The sequence below is a fragment of the Streptomyces sp. NPDC059851 genome (assembly GCF_042732005.1).
In the GTDB taxonomy this organism is placed as follows: Bacteria; Actinomycetota; Actinomycetes; order Streptomycetales; family Streptomycetaceae; genus Streptomyces.
On the sequence record NZ_JBHWJJ010000061.1, the window covers coordinates 1 to 15,834 of the forward strand.

Here is a 15,834-nt window from a genome sequence, read left to right on the forward strand (position 1 = left end):
GACCCTTCCGGGGGCTTCCTGCTTCACCGCGCTGTGCGGGCACGTGTGCCCGTCTCCTCGACTCCTACGTATACGCCGCCCTCGCCGCCGGGGCCAGCGGCTTCCTCCTCAAGGACGTCACGCCCGCCCACCTGGCAGCCGCCGTACGCCTCGTCGACACCGGCGACGCACTGCTCGCCCCCTCGATCACCCGCCGCCTGGTGGAACGCTACGCCTCCACCACCGGCCGGACCGCTACGGGCCTGGCACCCCACGCCGTCCACCGCGACCTCGCCGTACTGACACCACGCGAACGCGAGGTACTGACACTCATGGGCAAGGGCCTGTCCAACACGGAACTCGCCCGGGAACTGACATTGAGCGAAGCGACGGTGAAGACCCACGTGGCCCGTATCTTCGCCAAGCTGACCCTGCGCGACCGAGCACAGGCGGTAGTCCTCGCCTACGAGACAGGACTCGTCGCACCCGGCGAATCCGCGCAACCTGCCGACGTTGATCGCGAGGGCCGCTATCACCCTCGGTCGAGGACACGTCAGGCTTCTTGTGTAAGTCGGTTGGTGTCATTGGATGCTGAGCCGGTCCTCGAAGAAGAGTGAGAACTGGTTCAGTGCCTGTCCCCTGTGCGGCGACATGGTTCTTGCCGCGCGCTTTCGGGTTGATCTGCTCGCGGCCGGGAGGTAGAGGACCTTCAACGCGGCCTGTTCTGAGGGGAAATGGCCGTGGATGCGGGTGGCCTTGCGCAGGCGAGCGTTCATCGATTCGACCAGGTTTCTGGAGTAGACCACCGTCCTCACGGCCGGCGGGAACGTCAGGTGGGGGCGGTGACCGAGTCGGCCAGCCCTTCAACCCGTCGCAGGCGACGATGCAGACGTCCTCGATGCAGACGTCCTCGATGCCCCTGTTCCGCAGCTCGACAGAACCGCCATTCAGGTTGTGGCGCCTTCACCCTCGGCTCCGACCCACAGCCCCAGCACGTCCTCGCGGCCGTCCATATCGACGCCGACGCCGTACGGCCAGGTAGACCAGCTTGGAAACCACGGACCCGGACCGGATCTTCACCCACGGCGCGTCGATGTAGATGATCGGCCGGACTGCGTCGAGGGACTGGTTCGGCCAGGCCACCAGCTCGTCGATCACCGCGTCGGTCACCTTGCTGATCAGGTCGGGGCCGACCTCGACCCCATAGATCTGCGCGAGGTGGGAGCGGATGTCACGCACGCTCATCCCGCGCGCGTAGAGCGAGAGGATCCGGTCGTTGGACCCCGCGAGCCGGCGGGCGTTCTCGGGACCGACCGCGGTTCGAAGTCGCCGTTGCGGTCCCGAGGAACCGCCAGCGTGACCGCGCCAGCGTCGGTCAGGACGGTCGTTCGTCGCCGAAGATGGATGGCCCGAGGTTCAGTCCTCGACGCCCGCGGCGTGCAGGGCATCGACGACGAGCGCGTACTCAGCTGCGGCCCTCGGGGACCGCTTGGCGCCGGCCCGGGCCGCGCTCAGCGCCTTTGCTGTGGGTGTTGCGCCTAGGGCAAGCAGGTGGTGCAGCATGCGCACCTGTCCGAAGGCGGCCGCCCACTCAAGGGGCGTCTTGTCCTTCATCGCCCCGTTGATGTCCGCTCCGTGGTGCAGCAGCAGGTCGACGGTCTGCGGATGGCCTTGTGCCGTTGCGGTCGCTGCCAACACCAGCGGTGTATGGCGCAATCTGCCCTGGGCGCCGGTGGTGGCGCCGGCCTCGAGAAGGGTCCGTACCACGGCCGTGTGTCCGTGCATCGCCGCCAGGTTCAGCGGCGTGGACTCGCCGTACTCTCCTGCGTCCTGCTGCGGGTCTGCTCCTGCGGCAAGGAGCACACGAAGAACGCCGGTGTGCCCTGCATGCGCCGCGAGGTCCAGCGCTGTACGCCCATCGCTGCTCGGGGCGTCCACCTCCGCGCCCTCACCCAGCAACTGCGCCACCACGCTCACGTCGCCATTTCCTGCAGCACATACCAGCTGATCCGTCATCTCCATACGTCGATCATGCACGGCCATTCGTCTTCGCTGACAAACGGTCCAGGCGGCCGTGCGCCGGTGCTTCTGCTGCTGCAGGCGTCTCCGGCCGGACGCGGCCGTCGGCCGACCGGCCCGCCGCCCGATCCGACCCGTACACGGCAGGACCGCTGAATCGACCGCGGAACGGCCGCGGAACTTTCGTCCAAGACAAGGCCTGCGACTTCAGCGAGCCTTGAGCCATGCCCAGAGACGACGCGGGGGACGCGCCCCCACAGCGCACTGCCGATGACCGCTGGGAGGTCGCCCGCCCGCTGGGCGGCACCTCTCTCGACGGCGTTCGCATGGCCGGGTTCCGGGACCGCATGGCCAGCGGACTGGACATGCGGGTGCTGCCGCAGCCCGCCGTGATCATCGTCATCGGGCTCGGAGCCGGCCCGGTCACAGTGGAGAGCGCTTCCGGGCACCGGCCGCTGAGGGGTCTGGTCGCCTCCCTGTCGCCCGGTGCGGCCCGTATCCACGGCGAGGGCGTCGAATGCATCGAGGTGGCGTTGTCACCCCGGGCCGCCTATGCCCTGCTGGGCGTATCCCCGCTCGAACTGGATGGCTTCATCACCGGACTCGAGGACCTGTGGGGGCGGCACGCTCGGCTGCTGCGCGAGCAACTGGCCGACACTGCGTCGTGGCAGGAACGCCTCGCGCTTACGGACGCATTCCTCAGGCAGAGGGCCGCAGGGGCCCCGCCCATGGCGGCCGAGGTCGCCGCCGCCTGGGACGCCATCGTGGCCGGCCGGGGCCGAGTGCGGGTCGGCGACCTCGCCGCGTCCTGCGGGTGGAGCCGCAAGCGGCTCTGGGCCAGGTTCAGCTCCCAGGTCGGCCTGACCCCCAAGCGCGCCGCCATGCTGGTCCGCTTCGACCACGCCGCCCGGGCGCTCCTTGCGGGCGAGCGCGCCGGCGACGTCGCCGCGGCGTGCGGATACGCCGACCAGTCCCATCTCCACCGCGACGTTCAGGCCCTCGCCGGGTGCACGCCCGGCGCACTGGCCGGCCTGACCGCGTCCACCGAACCCTGACTGTCCCTCTCCAGACCGATCGGTGATCGGTCGACTCCGAGGAAGGAAGTAAAACCTGTGGTGAACACCGAGGTCCGAGCAGCACAGACGGCGGCAGGCCGGGAGCTCGTCGTCCGGCTCGCGTTCGGGAGCATGGCCGCGCACACCCTGCGCGCGGCGGTCCGCCTGGGGGTCGTGGAACTGATCGGCGACGGGCCGCGCACAGCTGCCGAGGTGGCCGTCGGAGCCGGGACCGCGCACCAGCCCATGACACGCCTGCTGCGTGCCCTGACCGCCCTCGGCCTGCTCGCGGAACACGCCCCCGACACGTTCTCGGTGACCCCGGCGGGCGCGCTCCTCGCCCCCGGCCACCCCGACTCCCTCGCGTCGTTCGTCCGGATGTTCACCGATCCGGCGATCACGCGCGCATGGGAATACCTGGACAGCAGTGTCCGTACGGGGGAGACCGCGTTCGACTCCGTCTTCGGCACCGACTTCTTCAGCCACCTCGCCCGGCACCCCGAGCTCTCCGCGGACTTCAACGCGGCAATGAGCCAGGTCGTCTCCGAGACCGCCTCCGTGCTGCCGCGCGCTTTCGACTTCGGCCGGTTCGCCTCGGTCACGGACGTCGGCGGAGGCAGCGGCACACTCCTGGCCGGCGTCCTCGAAGCGCACCCGGGTCTCACCGGCGTGGTCTTCGACACGGCCGATGGCCTGGCGGAGGCTGCGAAGACACTGGCGCGGCACGGCCTGGAGGAGCGCGGCTCCCTCATCGTCGGGGACTTCTTCCATTCGGTCCCGCAGGGATCGGACGTGTACCTGGTGAAGAGCATCCTGCACGACTGGACGGACGACCGTGCGGTCACGATCCTGCGTCACTGCCGCCAGGTGCTGCCGCCCGGCGGCGTCGTGCTGATCGTGGAGCCGGTGCTTCCCGAGGTCGTCGGCGCCGAGGATGAGGGCACCTACCTGAGCGACCTCAACATGATGGTCAACGTGGGCGGCAGGGAACGCACCCGCGGGGACTTCGAGGAGGTGTGCCGCCGGGCGGGCCTGCGCGTCACGTCGGTCACCCCGCTCGCGGAGGCCGCCCCGTACTCCCTGATCGAGGCTGAGGCCGGCTGACCACAGACCGTGCGCCGAGTAACCGCGCACCCGGTTGAAGCGGCGCGCGTGGTGAGTGGCTTCGGTGCTTCTGGCGGGACCGGTGACGGAGAGGACCGCCCAGTTGTTTCGGCTTCCTTGTCAGCGGACCTGGTCGCTCTTGGGCCCCGCCGCCCGCTGCCCGCTGCCCCTGATCCTGGTCGGGGTTCCGTCTGAGGCGAACGGGTGGTGGAAGGTGAAGGCGTGCGGCGCGGAGCCGTTGTCGTGGAGGTGCTCCAGTCTGCAAACCCCGTCCTGCCAGGGGCATCGCACCGTCGGAGACCCGCTGACCGCCACCCCCTCGCCCCAACCTGACCCCTGCCCAGGACGGCGAGTACCTGGCTGAGGGGGCGGTGGTGTAGCGCGCTCCCGGCACGGTGCACCACCGCTCGGCACCACCGCTCGGCCCCGCCGCTCGGCCCCGCCGTGTTCCTCGTCGACGCCAGGGAGGGCTCCGCCGTCCGGCCCATCAAGGGCACCGGCCACGACGCCGAAAAGGATCAAGCGGAGTCGTCCCACCCCCGCGTCCCGGTATGCCTCCGCGCCCCACCGCCGCCCCGATGACGGCGGTTCCGCACCCCGGCCGCCGAGGCCCGGAGGAGATCCCACATGCGCGCCGCCCTGCCCTTTACCGCTGTCGCCACCGCCGCACTCCTGATCACCACGGTCACCGGCGCCACTCCCGCCGCGGCAGACCGCAGCCCCGACGGCGCAGCGCTGACCAAGGTCTCCCACGGTGACCCGTACGCGGACTGCACCATCGGCGCGAGGTCCCCCGAAAGTGTCGTCTATCCGGGCACCGAGGTCGAGCCGTACCTGTCCGTCGATCCGCGCGACCCCAAGCGCGTGGTTACCGTGTTCCAGCAGGACCGCTGGAACGACGGCGGCGCCCGTGGCCTGGTGGCCAGCTGGACCACGGACGGCCGCACCTTCCGCCGCAGCACGCTGCCGTTCAGCCTGTGCGCCCCGGGCGGCGCGAACTTCGAACGGGCCTCCGACCCCTGGGTGAGCACCGGACCGGACGGCACCGTCTACGCCGGCGGGGAGGGCGTCGACTTCACGAGGAGCACGCGCAGCGCCCTCCTGGCTGCCACGTCCCGCGACGGCGGCCGCACCTGGCAGAACCTCACCACCACGCACGTCGACGAGCAGCCGTTCTTCAACGACAAGCCCTCACTCACCGCCGACCCGATCCGCAAGGGCACCGCCTACCAGGTCTGGAACCGCCTCGACAACGACCCACCCGGCTCCAGCTCCCTCGACGGTCCGGGCTACATCTCCCTCACCCGCGACGGCGGCCGCACCTGGAGCGAGGCCCGGCCGTTCGTCGACACCAGTACCGTGCCCAACACGCAGACCATCGGCCATGTGATCGTCGTCGACCGGCGCACCGGCACCCTGTACGACTTCTTCGACCGGATCACCTACTCCGACGACCTGAGCACCGTCGTCGAAGCCCACTACGCGGTGGTCACCTCGACCGACGCCGGGAAGACCTGGAGCGCCCCGACCACCGTGGCGCGGGACACCTCCGTACCGGAGGTCAACCCGAACGACCCCACCGAGCTGCTGCGCGCCGCGGCCACCCTGCCCAGCCCGGCCGTCGACCCGAAGACAGGCACGCTGTACATGGCCTACGAGGGCTCGGACTTCTCCGGTGGAAAGTTCGACTCCGTCCAACTGGTGCGCTCCACCGACGGCGGACGCACCTGGGGGACCCCGGAGCTGATCAGCCCGGAGGGCGTGCCGGCCTTCTCCCCGTCGATCGCGGTCGACGAACGAGGCACGGTCGCGCTCACCTACTACGACCTGCGCTTCCTCAAGCCGGGCGACACCACCACCCTGCCCACCGCCTACCAGCTGGCCACGCTGCCGCACGGAAACCCGAAGCTCCGGACTGAACGACGGATCTCGCGGGTCTTCGACTGGCTGCAGGCGCCGTTCGCCGGGGGCTACTTCCTCGGCGACTACCAAGGCCTGGCGGCAGACGGCAAGGGAGTACGGGCGGTGCTGACCGAGACCCACTCCGGAGCACCACAAAACCGTACGGACGTGTACAGCGGCCGTTTCCGCACCCGGTGACCTACCCGGGCGCCGTCGCCGCCGCCCGCCCCGAAACCGCTTGAACCGATCGTGTGGCCGCTGAGCAGCGCCTACCACCATCTGCCTTGGATCACAGTCATTGCCTTTCACCGGTGGTGGCGGCTGGGAGTGCCCGGAGCCTTCCCCGTCCATCCGGCGGCCCAAGCCGGCTGCCTCGTACACTTTCACCGCCAGGGCGAAGAACCCGAAGCAGGATCTGCGCCGTGCCCACTGGGCCGGCTGGACGTTCGGCCATGCCGTACAACCCGTAGCTGGACGGGGCCGAGGCCTTCGACAACCTGCACACCCGAACCGGCGCACTCGCGGACGCCACAGTGCTGTACTACCACCCCGACGAGGACGGCTGGAGCCCGTCCAACATCTGGCCCCGGGACCGGTCCTGGGGCTTCTGCACGGACTACGAGCTCTGGGCCACCGAGGTGGCCGCCCCGCGCCACTCGTAGAGGCCCTCCTCGACGACACGGAGATCGAGGCGGCACGACTGCCCTGGGCCACCTGACCTGATCCCGCCCACCCGCCAACGGTCGGCGTACCAAGGGCTCGCGGGGTGCTGCCGGCGTGCAACGGGAGGGGCGGCCCGCGTCGGTGCTGCGCGGGGGCCCGCCTATGCTGCGGTGATGGGTTTGGATCTCTCGTTGTTCATGGCGGACTGGGAACGGTTGTGCCGTTTCCCCGTCGAGGACCGGATCGAAGCACTTCACGACACGACCTGGCCGCCGGAGCTCGACGACGGCCACCTACGGTACGAGCGGGCCGGCGGCTGGCAGTGGCCCCCGGTGCCTGGGGTGGCATGGTGCGCTGAGTACGACTTCTTCTCCACCACCGGCGCCTACCGCCCGCATGCACACGCGGGCGAGGCATGGGACGACTTGCGCCTCTTGGTCGACCCGTCAGTGCGCGAGGCGGTGGACACCTTTCTCGGTAATCTGATCTGGGATGCGGATCCGGCCGACGATCCTGCGCTGACGGGGGGCGGGGGATTCTTCCCGCCGGTCACCGACCGCTGGCGTCCGCATTTTCTTCTGGTCTGCCCGCCGGAGACAGTTGCGGTCAAGGCCGCCGCCTGGAAGCGAGTCGAGCCCCACCTTGAGGCGTTGCGCGAGCCGTTCGCGGCGGAGTGCGCGGGCTGGGCAGGCCGCCCGGACACCTTCGAGGCCTTCACCGCGCTGCTGCGTGAATGGGGCGACGTGACCACGGAGGCTGCTGCCCGCCGCGGTTGGGGCCTGGTGGGTCTGCCCTAGCCGTCAGCAGCGCGGTGCACGCGACCTGCTCGCGCTGGCCACACCGAGCCGAGCGCCACAGCTGGCGAGCGGTGCCAACTGGGAGCGCATCACACCCACTGGTGCAGTCGAGGTGACCGGGCAAAACAGCGTCTGGGATGGTGTCCCTCGAAACCCCAGGTGATCGCCGTCGCAGGGATTCGGCCGAGGGCGATGGCCTGCGTGACGCTCCACCCGGAGACGCATCCATTGGCTGGACGTGGTGTACGAAGCCGTGCACCATCCCGACTGGGATGCGGCCGCGTGCCTCGCGCGGACGACGGTCACTTCATTGGCCCCGGCCTGTCGTGGCCCAAGCTGATCCGCGCAGCGGACAGCGGCCTGTCCGGCGGCAGCACCACCAACCCCCATGCCCGCCTGCTGCTCTTGCTGCCGGCACTCGGCGACGATGCCCTGTCGGACGACGATGCGCCGTCGATCGCCTGCCGGCGACGTGCACGCCTGCACCGCGGTCGCTGCACCTGAGCGGATCGTCGCCGCGCTCCTGGAGGATCAGGGGCCGTAGGGTCCACTGCACCGAGGATCGGGGCGGCTACCCGATCAACGACGGCGGCTCCTCCGACCGCAACCCGGCCAACCCCTTCCCGTGTCCGGGCGCCCGTCAGGCTCGGGTCGCCGACGCGTTCGTGCTCCTCCCCGCCGGTGACTGGCAGCCGTGACCGCACATGTGCACATGCTGCGGGCGGCGTCCGAAGGCGTACGGGCTGACGGCAGCTGCTCGGAAGCTTGCTGACTCATGCGCCGTAGAGCCGTTCGTTCGGATCTAGACTTTGCAGCTCAGCTGTCAGCGGTCAGCAACGGTCCGCGGCCTGGTGAGGGAGGGAGGGCGGCGATGCACACCGTGCCCTGGTTGCACGTGGTTCCGGAATCAGGCGCTGTGCCAGTCGAGCTGCTGCTTCCCGCGACCGGCAAGACGTACGTAGCTCGGCTCGACGGCCGTGAGATGCGTGACACGGACGCCGTTTTCCAACAGTTCTACGACGGTTTACGGTTGCCCGATTACTTCGGCTGGAACTGGAATGCCCTCCACGACTGTCTGCGTGATCTGAACTGGCTGTCTGCGGACCACCACGTACTGATCATCGAGGCTGCGGACGAGATGCTGCCGGGCGACATCTCCGAACAGCGGACGTTCTTCAAGGGCTTGCTGCGGGCCGGACGGCGATGGTCGTACACGCAGAAGCCCGAGGGCATCGAACTCGGCAGGCTCGTGGTGGTCATGTCGTGCGCTGCCGCATCCGTCGCGCCCCTGAAGGAACAGTTGCGGTCATACCTGAAAGAGACGCCCTCATCGTAGGACGGGCTACATCTTGCGGACCTGAGGAAGATGCCGGTTACGTGAAGTTCGGCCCGGTAGATGGACGTGGCGTGGTCTTCCCCCACGGCCGACTTGGACAGCTACCAGCCGGTCCGTGACCAGACGCTCCGGAGGTAGTGAGGCATCCGTCTGGCACAGGCCCAGGTAATGAGTCGTCAGTGGTGGACGATGTCTCTACCCTGAGTCGGAACGGGAGTGCGCGCATTCCCACAGGTTGCGGTGCCGTGGCAGAGCGGCCCATTGCGATCGACGTGGGCGAGGTCCCGCTCACGGCGACTGACGGGGACGGGGCGGGCCTGCCCCTATCTGTCCGCGGGTTCAAATCCCGCCGGTGCCGCAACCGACCTGAGCTCTCACGGTTCGACGCGGAGCACGGGCTCGGCGGGATCGCCGGACACGGGGTGGGACCTGCACGAGTACCGGCACTCCTCCCTCACCCACCTCGGCGAACAGGGCGCCTCCGAGCTGATGCTGATGGCCGGGTCCCGGCACAAGAAGCCGGAGAACGTCCGCCGCTACTTCAAGCCCTCGGCGGAGGCCGTCGCGGGCATCACCAGCCTGCTGGCCCCGGGCGACGGCCGCCGCTGATCGGCCGCCGCCCACGAGGCCACCGCGGTGCTGGTGCGCGAGGGCAAGGCCTCCGAGGCAGTCGGCACGGTGATGGTCCCCGTCCAGCGCGGAGGCGTGCTGTTCGTGGTCGGCGGCCGGGACGCTGAACTGTACGTCAACAGCCGGCCGCTGGCGCGTGCAGGGCGAGGCCATCTTGCTGCGGCGCCGCTGCTGTCATCGCAAGCGCTACGGACCCGCTTCGCGGTCGGCGGTCCGTGGTGTCACACGGAGAACAGCGGCGTGAAGCCAGCGCTGTGGGCAGCCGGGGTTCGGGGCGGCGAAGAAGGCACGGAGCGCCCTGCCGAGATCGTCGGCGGTGAGGAATCCGTCGCCGCCGGCGAGCTGCTCGCACTCGTCGGCGGCACCCGGGGTGGTGACGTTCCGGGCCTTCAGGTACTGCTCGAACTGGGCTTTGCTGACCTTGTCGCTCTGATCGGTGTCCATGAGGCCGAAGACCCCGACCGCGGATTCCTTGCCGAGCCGAACGGTTTCAGGGCTGGGTTCAACGTGCTGTGGAGGTTGCTGATCCGCAGGTCGACCAGGGATTCAGTCCCGCGGCTGCACGGGGTCGCCGCCGCACCTGGCGGCCGGGACAGCGGTCAGGCGCGCGGCCGTCCGCAGGGCCTTCGGCCGTGACGGCATCACCAGGCGGCGTCCACCGGAGTTGCGGATCTCGGCCGGGACCCGAACCGCTCCCGCAGGGCCAGTACCGGCAGTGCTGCGACCAGGCCCAGCGCCCGCTCCTCCTCGAACCCGAGCCGTGAGTGACCGGCGTGCCACGACGTCACGATGCCTGATCCGGTACGGCTCACCGTTCCGGAAGGGTGATAACAGCGTTTCCCATGAGATACGTTGTTACCGTGATCATGTCCTACCAAGACGCCCAGCGCGTCGGCCAAGAGGCCGTCCGCACCACGATCCTCGACTGTGCCATCGGCCTGCTGGCCGCGGAAGGCCCGGCTGCCCTCACCATGCGCCGGATCGCCACCGAGATCGGTTCATCCACCAAGGTCCTCTACACCATGTTCGGCGGGAAGGAAGGCCTGGTGGACGCCCTCCACCAGGAAGGGTTCGCCCGGCTGCGCGCAGCACAGCAGCGCGTGTCCGGATCGGACGATGCCTTGACGCACCTCACAGACCTCGGTACGGCCTACCGGAGTCACGCCCTTGCCGAACCCGGCTACTACTGCTTGATGTTCGGGCAGGCGGTCCCCGGCCATCGGCCCAGCGCCGAGGCGCTGGCCTCGGCCGAGACCGCCTTCGAGGCCTCGGTCGCCGCCGTCGAGGCCTGCATCGAGTCCGGCGTCTTCGGGCCGGGTGACGCGGGCGAAATCTCAAAGCTCTTCTGGGCCGCCGCGCACGGCGCGGTGAGCCTGGAGATCGCCGGGCACTTCCCGCCCGACGTCGCGGCCCGCCGCTACGAGACCTTGATGGCCGCGCTGGGACACGCGTTCTCCGCCACCGACCAACAACCAGGACGGACTTCATGACGACCAACCGCTACCTGTCGGGGAGTTTCGCACCGGTCACCGAGGAGGTCACGGCGTTCCACCTGCCTGTCACCGGACGCTTACCGGACCACCTCAACGGCCGTTACCTGCGCACCGGCCCCAACCCGCTCGGGGTCGAAGATCCCGCGGCCCACATCTGGACACTCGGCCACGGCATGGTCCACGGCGTGCGCATCCGAGACGGTCGCGCCGAGTGGTACCGCAACCGATGGGTCCGCTCCACCTCGGTCGCCGATCGGCTCGGGGAACCACGGCGCGGCACCCCGGTCGACGAGCGGCTGGACATGGCCCCGAACGTGCAGGTCGCCGGACTCGCGGGCCGTACGTTCACGCTGCTGGAGGGCGGCATACGCCCGTACGAACTCACCTACGACCTGGACACGGTCGGACCGTGCGACCTCGGCGCGACGCCCGAGGGCTACAGCGCGAACGCCCATTCCGTCTTCGACCCGCACACTCGCGAGCTGCATTCGCTCGGCTTCCTGTACGGCTCGGACCACGTCCAGCACATCGTGATGGACGCCGCGGGCACGGTGGTGCGCAGCACCCTGGTCCACGCGCCCGGCAACCCCTATATGCACGACTTCGCGCTGACCGACAACCATGTGGTCCTTTTCGACGCGCCCGTCGTGTTCAGTGCTCCCCATCTGTCGACCGGCGTCCCCTTCACCTGGGATGACACCCACCAAGCACGGGTGGGAGTGATGCCCAGGGCGGGCGGCGAGGTCCGCTGGTTCGAGGTCGCGCCGAGCCTGGTGGGCCACACGCTCAACGCCTACGAGGACGGCACGGACGTCGTCATCGACCTCGTTCGGCACCCCGAGGGCTTCGACATCAGGAACGTCGGCGCCAGCCGTCCCACCCTGGAGCGCTGGACGGTCGACCTGTCCGAGGGCCGGGTTCACGAGGAGCGGCTCGACGACCGCATCCAGGAGTTCCCGCGGCTCAACCCCTGCTACCTTGCTCGCCCCTATCGCTACGGCTACTCCGCTGTGGTCGAGCTCTACGCGCCGCCCACCAGCCCCGACGACCCCCGACCGGACGAGGGTTTCAGCAACGCTCTGTTGAAGCACGACCTGCTGCGGGGCACGACCGAGGCACACGAGTTCGGGCGGTTCGGCGCCGTGGGCGAGGGTGTGTTCGTCCCCGCCGAGTCGCCCACTGCCGAGGACGACGGCTACGTCATGGCATACGTGCACAACCCCGAGCGCGGTGCCGCCGACCTGGTGATCCTCTCGGCGCAGGATTTCACGGGTGAGCCCGTCGCCCGCGTTCACCTGCCCGTGCGCGTACCGTTGGGACTCCACGGAAATTGGGTCGCTGATGCCCCCGGGGGTACACCCACTTAAGAGCGTGTCCTATGTGGCCATGGGTCATTGGGCTCGTCATGGGGCGGGGTACGGGGCGTTGGATTGTTCCGGACGGACTGTGGGAGATCGCGAAACCGTTGATCCCGCCGTCGAAGATCCGACCGCAGGGCGGCGGCACGCAGGACACGCCTGATGAGACGCTGTTCGCCGCGATCATCCACGTGCTGGTCAGCGGCTGCGCCTGGCGGGCCCTGCCACCCTGCTTCGGGATATCGAAGTCCACAGCCCACCGCCGGTTCCTGATCTGGTCCCGGGCCGGAGTCGGGGGCCGGCTCCACGAGGGGATCCTGCACCGGCTCGACGACGCCGGCCTGCTCGACCAGCCAAGCCCTGAAGCCCATGGTGCTCGGCAACCAAACGAGACACGATCCCACCGCGGCCGCCACTTCAAGCCCCAGCGCCTGCACGCCGACAAGGTCTACGACATATCTGAACTGCGGAAATGGCTTCGCGGCAAACGGATCGGCGTCCGCATCGCCCGCAAAGGCATCGAGTCGTCAGAACGACTCGGACGCCGCCGGTGGGTGATCGAACGGACCATGTCCTGGCTCGCCGGCTACCGCCCGACTCAACCACCGCTACGAACGCCATCCCCTCAACCACCTGGCCTTCCTCGGCCTCGCAGCAGCGATCTGCTGCTACGAGCGGCTCACCCCTCGCCGCATAGGACGCGGTCTACGTGGTTCGGTCGGTGCGGTGGGGAAGGTACAGCACCATCATGAGATAGCATGCTCGATCTTGTGCGCCACCGGTCACGCTGGCAGGGCGGACGGTCGGTGACTGACCTGGCGCAGTGAAGGTTGAGTTTTCTCATCGAACCTTGAGTGCCCTCGGTTTGGTACGGTCGGGGTCGAGGCCTTGCGCACCCGTCACGGGCAGTCGCCGCAGGTGTGCACATGGCGGGCGAGCCGTTCAACGCGGTCGGCGCCGGGAGTGGTGCCGATCCGGCCGCGCAGCGCGTCGGCGGTCCGTCGGCCCTCGTCGTCAACTCCGGCTCAGCCGCCGCGCGATGGCCTCCAGCAGTTCATCCAGTGCCGCCTCGTGCGTCCGCCGCCGAGGCCGGGCCAACCCCACCCGGCTGGGCGAGACCCCGGAGACCGGACGGAACACCACGCCCGGGTGGCAGTAGAAACGGGCCGCCGACGCCGGGGCGAGCGCCACGCAGCCGCCAGCCACTGCTCCGAGCCACTCATCGGGGCGGCTGGTGACCGCGCCGACCCGGACGGGGTGTCCGTCGCGCTCCTCGGTGGCCAGCCAGTGCTCCCTCCAGGCTCCGGTCTCGGCTCCGGCCGCGACGAACGGCTCGTTCGCCAGCTCCCAGAACTCCACCGTCTCGCTGCTCGCCAGCGGATGCCGAGCCGGTAGCAGCACCCCACGCTCCTCAACGAACAACTCCCGCACCGTCAACCTCTCCTGCCCCGGAAACGGCAAACGCAGCACTGCCGCATCCACCTCACCCCGGGCCAGGCCCGCGCTCGGGTCCGACCAGTCGCACTGCCGCAGTTCCACCCGCCACTCCGGTCGCGCCTGGCGGAACTCGGCGATGACCTCAGGAACGGCACCCACCGCGCCAGCGTCCAAGAAGCCCAGGCGCAGCACCCGCGCCGCCCGGCCCGTTGCCTGCACCGCCTCGTCCCAGCCGTCCAGCAGTGCGGGCACCCGCGAGGCGAGCTCACGACCAGCTTCGGTCAGCGTCATCCCCGACAGCGAGCGCGTGAAGAGCCGTACCCCGAGACCGTCCTCCAGGCGCCGGATCTGCTTGGTCAGCGCAGGCTGCGAGACGAACAGCCTCTCCGCTGCCCCGGTCAGGCTGCCCTCCTCCGCCACCACGGCGAAGTATCGGAGCAGACGCGTGTCCAGGTCCATGCCACCAGGTTATAGGAGCAGGTATTGGACGGTGACGAAGTGCTCGCGGACCCTGGAGGCATGACCGGCACCCAGCTCGCGCTCCTCGTCGTCACCCTGCTCACCGCCGCCGTCAACGTCGGTATCGCGGCCGCCGACCTCGCCGGGGCGCGCTTCGTGCTGGCCAACTCGGCGGAGGTGGGCGTCCCCCGATCCTGGTTGCCCTGGCTGGCCGCCCTCAAGCTGGCCGGTGCGGCGGGCCTCCTCCTCGGCCTCTTCGACGCCGCACCGCGTCTCCTCGGCGCCGCCGCGGCCTGCGGCCTCGTCCTCCTCTACCTGGGCGCGCTCGCCTTCCATTTCCGCGCCCGCGTGCTCTACAACCTCGCGTTTCCCGGTTTCTACTTCGCCACCGCCGTTGCCTCGCTGGCATTGACCGTGTCCGCCTGATGGCGGCACCACTCAATGTTCGAGGAGAACACTCAACCTTCGCCGCGACGGGTCAGTGACCCTGGCAAGGGGCCAGGGAGGGGAGCCCGTTGTGGCGCTGAGGCCGGCGGTGAAGCCGATGCTGGCGCAGGTCGCGGAGTCGGTTCCGGGCCGGGCTGCGGTGCGGGCGGGTGTGGCGTACGAGCAGGAGCTGGACGGGCACCGGGCGCTGCTGTTCACCCCGGCCGGTGCCCGGCCGGGCCGGGCGGCACGGTGCTGGTGCAGACCCGCTGCGGGGCGCTGGTCCAGGACCGGTGGCCGGACCTGGTGGCAGCCGCCGAGGGGCAGTTGCCGCACGGCCTGGTCCTTGACGCGAGCTGGTCGTGTGGGACACGGAGGCGGGTCGTTCGAGGCGTTGCAGGCCGGGCTGCCGCTCGCGCCCGCGGTGCCCCGGCCCTGGCCGCCCGACGGCCGGCCGCGCCGCCGTGTTGGCGCGCGTTGGTGATGGCTTCCCGCCCGCCACTGAGGCCGTGCACCTGGTGCGCACCACCACCGCCGTCCACGATGCGCACTACACGATGGAGAGGTGCGCCGGGTGGGCTCCGGCCGGTGCGGGGTGGGCGGCGAGGGGCTGGCCCACTCCGAGGCCTCCAACTCGCGCAGGACATCGGCGACGTCCTCGTGGTCGTCCGGTGAGGAACTGCACGGGGAAGTCGATGACGGCGCAGGCGATGCCTTCTGCTGCGTCCGGCCCGGCCTGCGCCCAGGTTCGCAGGAGGGTGGCTACCAGGACTCGCCCGAGGGCCTCAGGGCGAAGGTCTCCGTGGACGGCTCGCCCGCCTCCGGGTCGGGCAGGGCGGTGACGGGGACGACGATCCGCTCGACGACGTCGACGAGCTGTTTGGCCATTCGCGGCTCGGCGCTGGCGAACCGCTGGCGGCTTCGACGTCACCGGCCTGGACGGCCCGGGGGTACCTGCAGGCGCTGATGGCCGCGTGCGGGGCCATCGGGACGAGTGGCGCGGTGTCGGGCATGCGGCTCCTCATGTACGGGCTGCCTCGCTGTTCGCGGCGGCCTCGGCACCGATGCTGGGGCTGGGGCCATGTGGACAGAGTCCGGCGCCAGGGGGAGGGGAGAACTCTCCCCCTGTGGCTGCGACGACGCAGCAAGCTGGCAAATCAGCACGCTTGTTGGCAA

At 69.9% G+C, this 15,834-nt stretch carries 19 protein-coding genes and 3 pseudogenes; 14 read left to right on the forward strand and 8 right to left on the reverse strand.

The annotated features are described in order from the left end of the window. Positions 1-596, forward strand: a 596-nt coding sequence (locus ACFV7Q_RS21155) for a LuxR C-terminal-related transcriptional regulator (protein WP_385430493.1), incomplete at its 5' end; no start/stop codon positions are given. Here ACFV7Q_RS21155 and ACFV7Q_RS21160 read toward each other — a convergent pair. The 4 genes from ACFV7Q_RS21160 to ACFV7Q_RS21175 form a co-directional block, all read right to left on the reverse strand. Beyond that, a complete protein-coding gene (locus ACFV7Q_RS21160; RefSeq protein ID WP_385430548.1) occupies positions 561-812 on the reverse strand; it encodes a transposase in 252 nt (83 codons plus the stop codon). The genes ACFV7Q_RS21155 and ACFV7Q_RS21160 overlap by 36 nt on opposite strands. A gap of 130 nt (positions 813-942) precedes the next feature. Further along, positions 943-1,224, reverse strand: coding sequence for a transposase (locus ACFV7Q_RS21165; RefSeq protein WP_385430495.1), 282 nt, complete (start codon positions 1,222-1,224; stop codon positions 943-945). Continuing rightward, complete coding sequence (locus tag ACFV7Q_RS21170) at positions 1,221-1,427, reverse strand: transposase (protein ID WP_385430496.1); 207 nt, start codon at positions 1,425-1,427, stop codon at positions 1,221-1,223. Before ACFV7Q_RS21170 ends, ACFV7Q_RS21165 begins: the two co-directional genes overlap by 4 nt. Further along, positions 1,396-2,001: an ankyrin repeat domain-containing protein gene (locus ACFV7Q_RS21175; RefSeq protein ID WP_385430497.1), complete on the reverse strand. Its 606-nt coding sequence runs from the start codon at positions 1,999-2,001 to the stop codon at positions 1,396-1,398. Before ACFV7Q_RS21175 ends, ACFV7Q_RS21170 begins: the two co-directional genes overlap by 32 nt. 221 nt (positions 2,002-2,222) lie before the next feature. On the opposite strand from ACFV7Q_RS21175, the gene ACFV7Q_RS21180 reads away from it, so the two are divergent. Further along, positions 2,223-3,053 carry a helix-turn-helix domain-containing protein gene (locus ACFV7Q_RS21180; RefSeq protein WP_385430499.1) on the forward strand — a complete coding sequence of 277 codons (831 nt, stop codon included), beginning with the start codon at positions 2,223-2,225 and terminating at the stop codon, positions 3,051-3,053. 132 nt (positions 3,054-3,185) lie between these two features. After that, on the forward strand, positions 3,186-4,157 hold the full coding sequence (locus tag ACFV7Q_RS21185; protein ID WP_385430550.1) for a methyltransferase: 972 nt from the start codon (positions 3,186-3,188) through the stop codon (positions 4,155-4,157). A 120-nt stretch (positions 4,158-4,277) separates the two neighbouring features. On the opposite strand, the pseudogene ACFV7Q_RS21190 reads toward ACFV7Q_RS21185, so the two are convergent. After that, a pseudogene (locus ACFV7Q_RS21190) lies at positions 4,278-4,458 on the reverse strand (DUF3291 domain-containing protein); the annotation flags it as partial. A 326-nt stretch (positions 4,459-4,784) separates the two neighbouring features. On the opposite strand from ACFV7Q_RS21190, the gene ACFV7Q_RS21195 reads away from it, so the two are divergent. The 7 genes and pseudogenes from ACFV7Q_RS21195 (at position 4,785) to ACFV7Q_RS21225 (ending at position 10,121) form a co-directional block, all read left to right on the forward strand. Further along, positions 4,785-6,257: a sialidase family protein gene (locus ACFV7Q_RS21195; RefSeq protein ID WP_385430501.1), complete on the forward strand. Its 1,473-nt coding sequence runs from the start codon at positions 4,785-4,787 to the stop codon at positions 6,255-6,257. Between the two features lie 335 nt (positions 6,258-6,592). Then, positions 6,593-6,721: a hypothetical protein gene (locus tag ACFV7Q_RS21200; RefSeq protein ID WP_385430502.1), complete on the forward strand. Its 129-nt coding sequence runs from the start codon at positions 6,593-6,595 to the stop codon at positions 6,719-6,721. A 174-nt stretch (positions 6,722-6,895) separates the two neighbouring features. After that, entirely contained in the window at positions 6,896-7,519 is a 624-nt protein-coding gene (locus ACFV7Q_RS21205; RefSeq protein ID WP_385430504.1) for a hypothetical protein, read from the forward strand. 282 nt (positions 7,520-7,801) lie between these two features. Continuing rightward, on the forward strand, positions 7,802-8,023 hold the full coding sequence (locus tag ACFV7Q_RS21210; RefSeq protein WP_385430506.1) for a hypothetical protein: 222 nt from the start codon (positions 7,802-7,804) through the stop codon (positions 8,021-8,023). A 367-nt stretch (positions 8,024-8,390) separates the two neighbouring features. Continuing rightward, positions 8,391-8,855, forward strand: coding sequence for a barstar family protein (locus tag ACFV7Q_RS21215; protein ID WP_385430508.1), 465 nt, complete (start codon positions 8,391-8,393; stop codon positions 8,853-8,855). A 411-nt stretch (positions 8,856-9,266) separates the two neighbouring features. Continuing rightward, positions 9,267-9,464, forward strand: a pseudogene (locus tag ACFV7Q_RS21220) (site-specific integrase); the annotation flags it as partial. 27 nt (positions 9,465-9,491) lie between these two features. Next, the gene (locus ACFV7Q_RS21225; protein ID WP_385430510.1) at positions 9,492-10,121 is read left to right on the forward strand and encodes a hypothetical protein; all 630 of its coding nucleotides are present in this window, start codon (positions 9,492-9,494) and stop codon (positions 10,119-10,121) included. Between the two features lie 5 nt (positions 10,122-10,126). On the opposite strand, the gene ACFV7Q_RS21230 is transcribed toward ACFV7Q_RS21225, so the two are convergent. Next, positions 10,127-10,273 carry a hypothetical protein gene (locus tag ACFV7Q_RS21230; RefSeq protein ID WP_385430511.1) on the reverse strand — a complete coding sequence of 49 codons (147 nt, stop codon included), beginning with the start codon at positions 10,271-10,273 and terminating at the stop codon, positions 10,127-10,129. 78 nt (positions 10,274-10,351) lie between these two features. Between ACFV7Q_RS21230 and ACFV7Q_RS21235 the strand changes: the two genes are divergently transcribed. The 3 genes and pseudogenes from ACFV7Q_RS21235 to ACFV7Q_RS21245 form a co-directional block, all read left to right on the forward strand. Continuing rightward, positions 10,352-10,975 carry a TetR/AcrR family transcriptional regulator gene (locus tag ACFV7Q_RS21235; RefSeq protein ID WP_385430513.1) on the forward strand — a complete coding sequence of 208 codons (624 nt, stop codon included), beginning with the start codon at positions 10,352-10,354 and terminating at the stop codon, positions 10,973-10,975. After that, on the forward strand, positions 10,972-12,345 hold the full coding sequence (locus tag ACFV7Q_RS21240; protein WP_385430514.1) for a carotenoid oxygenase family protein: 1,374 nt from the start codon (positions 10,972-10,974) through the stop codon (positions 12,343-12,345). The genes ACFV7Q_RS21235 and ACFV7Q_RS21240 overlap by 4 nt, the downstream gene beginning before the upstream one ends. A gap of 38 nt (positions 12,346-12,383) precedes the next feature. After that, positions 12,384-13,017 (forward strand): annotated as a pseudogene (locus tag ACFV7Q_RS21245) (transposase); the annotation flags it as partial. Between the two features lie 333 nt (positions 13,018-13,350). Here ACFV7Q_RS21245 and ACFV7Q_RS21250 read toward each other — a convergent pair. After that, a complete protein-coding gene (locus tag ACFV7Q_RS21250; RefSeq protein ID WP_385430516.1) occupies positions 13,351-14,232 on the reverse strand; it encodes a LysR family transcriptional regulator in 882 nt (293 codons plus the stop codon). 60 nt (positions 14,233-14,292) lie between these two features. Here ACFV7Q_RS21250 and ACFV7Q_RS21255 point away from each other — a divergent pair, with 60 nt between their 5' ends. Then, the gene (locus ACFV7Q_RS21255) at positions 14,293-14,658 is read left to right on the forward strand and encodes a DoxX family protein (protein WP_385430518.1); all 366 of its coding nucleotides are present in this window, start codon (positions 14,293-14,295) and stop codon (positions 14,656-14,658) included. 762 nt (positions 14,659-15,420) lie between these two features. Here ACFV7Q_RS21255 and ACFV7Q_RS21260 read toward each other — a convergent pair. Next, the gene (locus ACFV7Q_RS21260; RefSeq protein ID WP_385430520.1) at positions 15,421-15,546 is read right to left on the reverse strand and encodes a hypothetical protein; all 126 of its coding nucleotides are present in this window, start codon (positions 15,544-15,546) and stop codon (positions 15,421-15,423) included. Positions 15,547-15,834: the final 288 nt, after the last annotated feature.

Coding starts and splice junctions, on each gene's coding strand:
- ACFV7Q_RS21195 (WP_385430501.1), top strand. CDS start 4,785: ATGCGCGCCGCCCTGCCCTTTACCGCTGTCGCCACCGCCGCACTCCTG.
- ACFV7Q_RS21255 (WP_385430518.1), top strand. CDS start 14,293: ATGACCGGCACCCAGCTCGCGCTCCTCGTCGTCACCCTGCTCACCGCC.
- ACFV7Q_RS21205 (WP_385430504.1), top strand. CDS start 6,896: ATGGGTTTGGATCTCTCGTTGTTCATGGCGGACTGGGAACGGTTGTGC.
- ACFV7Q_RS21240 (WP_385430514.1), top strand. CDS start 10,972: ATGACGACCAACCGCTACCTGTCGGGGAGTTTCGCACCGGTCACCGAG.
- ACFV7Q_RS21260 (WP_385430520.1), bottom strand. CDS start 15,546: ATGGCCAAACAGCTCGTCGACGTCGTCGAGCGGATCGTCGTCCCCGTC.
- ACFV7Q_RS21165 (WP_385430495.1), bottom strand. CDS start 1,224: ATGAGCGTGCGTGACATCCGCTCCCACCTCGCGCAGATCTATGGGGTC.
- ACFV7Q_RS21175 (WP_385430497.1), bottom strand. CDS start 2,001: ATGGAGATGACGGATCAGCTGGTATGTGCTGCAGGAAATGGCGACGTG.
- ACFV7Q_RS21250 (WP_385430516.1), bottom strand. CDS start 14,232: ATGGACCTGGACACGCGTCTGCTCCGATACTTCGCCGTGGTGGCGGAG.
- ACFV7Q_RS21180 (WP_385430499.1), top strand. CDS start 2,223: ATGCCCAGAGACGACGCGGGGGACGCGCCCCCACAGCGCACTGCCGAT.
- ACFV7Q_RS21235 (WP_385430513.1), top strand. CDS start 10,352: ATGTCCTACCAAGACGCCCAGCGCGTCGGCCAAGAGGCCGTCCGCACC.
- ACFV7Q_RS21185 (WP_385430550.1), top strand. CDS start 3,186: ATGGCCGCGCACACCCTGCGCGCGGCGGTCCGCCTGGGGGTCGTGGAA.
- ACFV7Q_RS21215 (WP_385430508.1), top strand. CDS start 8,391: ATGCACACCGTGCCCTGGTTGCACGTGGTTCCGGAATCAGGCGCTGTG.
- ACFV7Q_RS21170 (WP_385430496.1), bottom strand. CDS start 1,427: ATGCCCTGCACGCCGCGGGCGTCGAGGACTGAACCTCGGGCCATCCAT.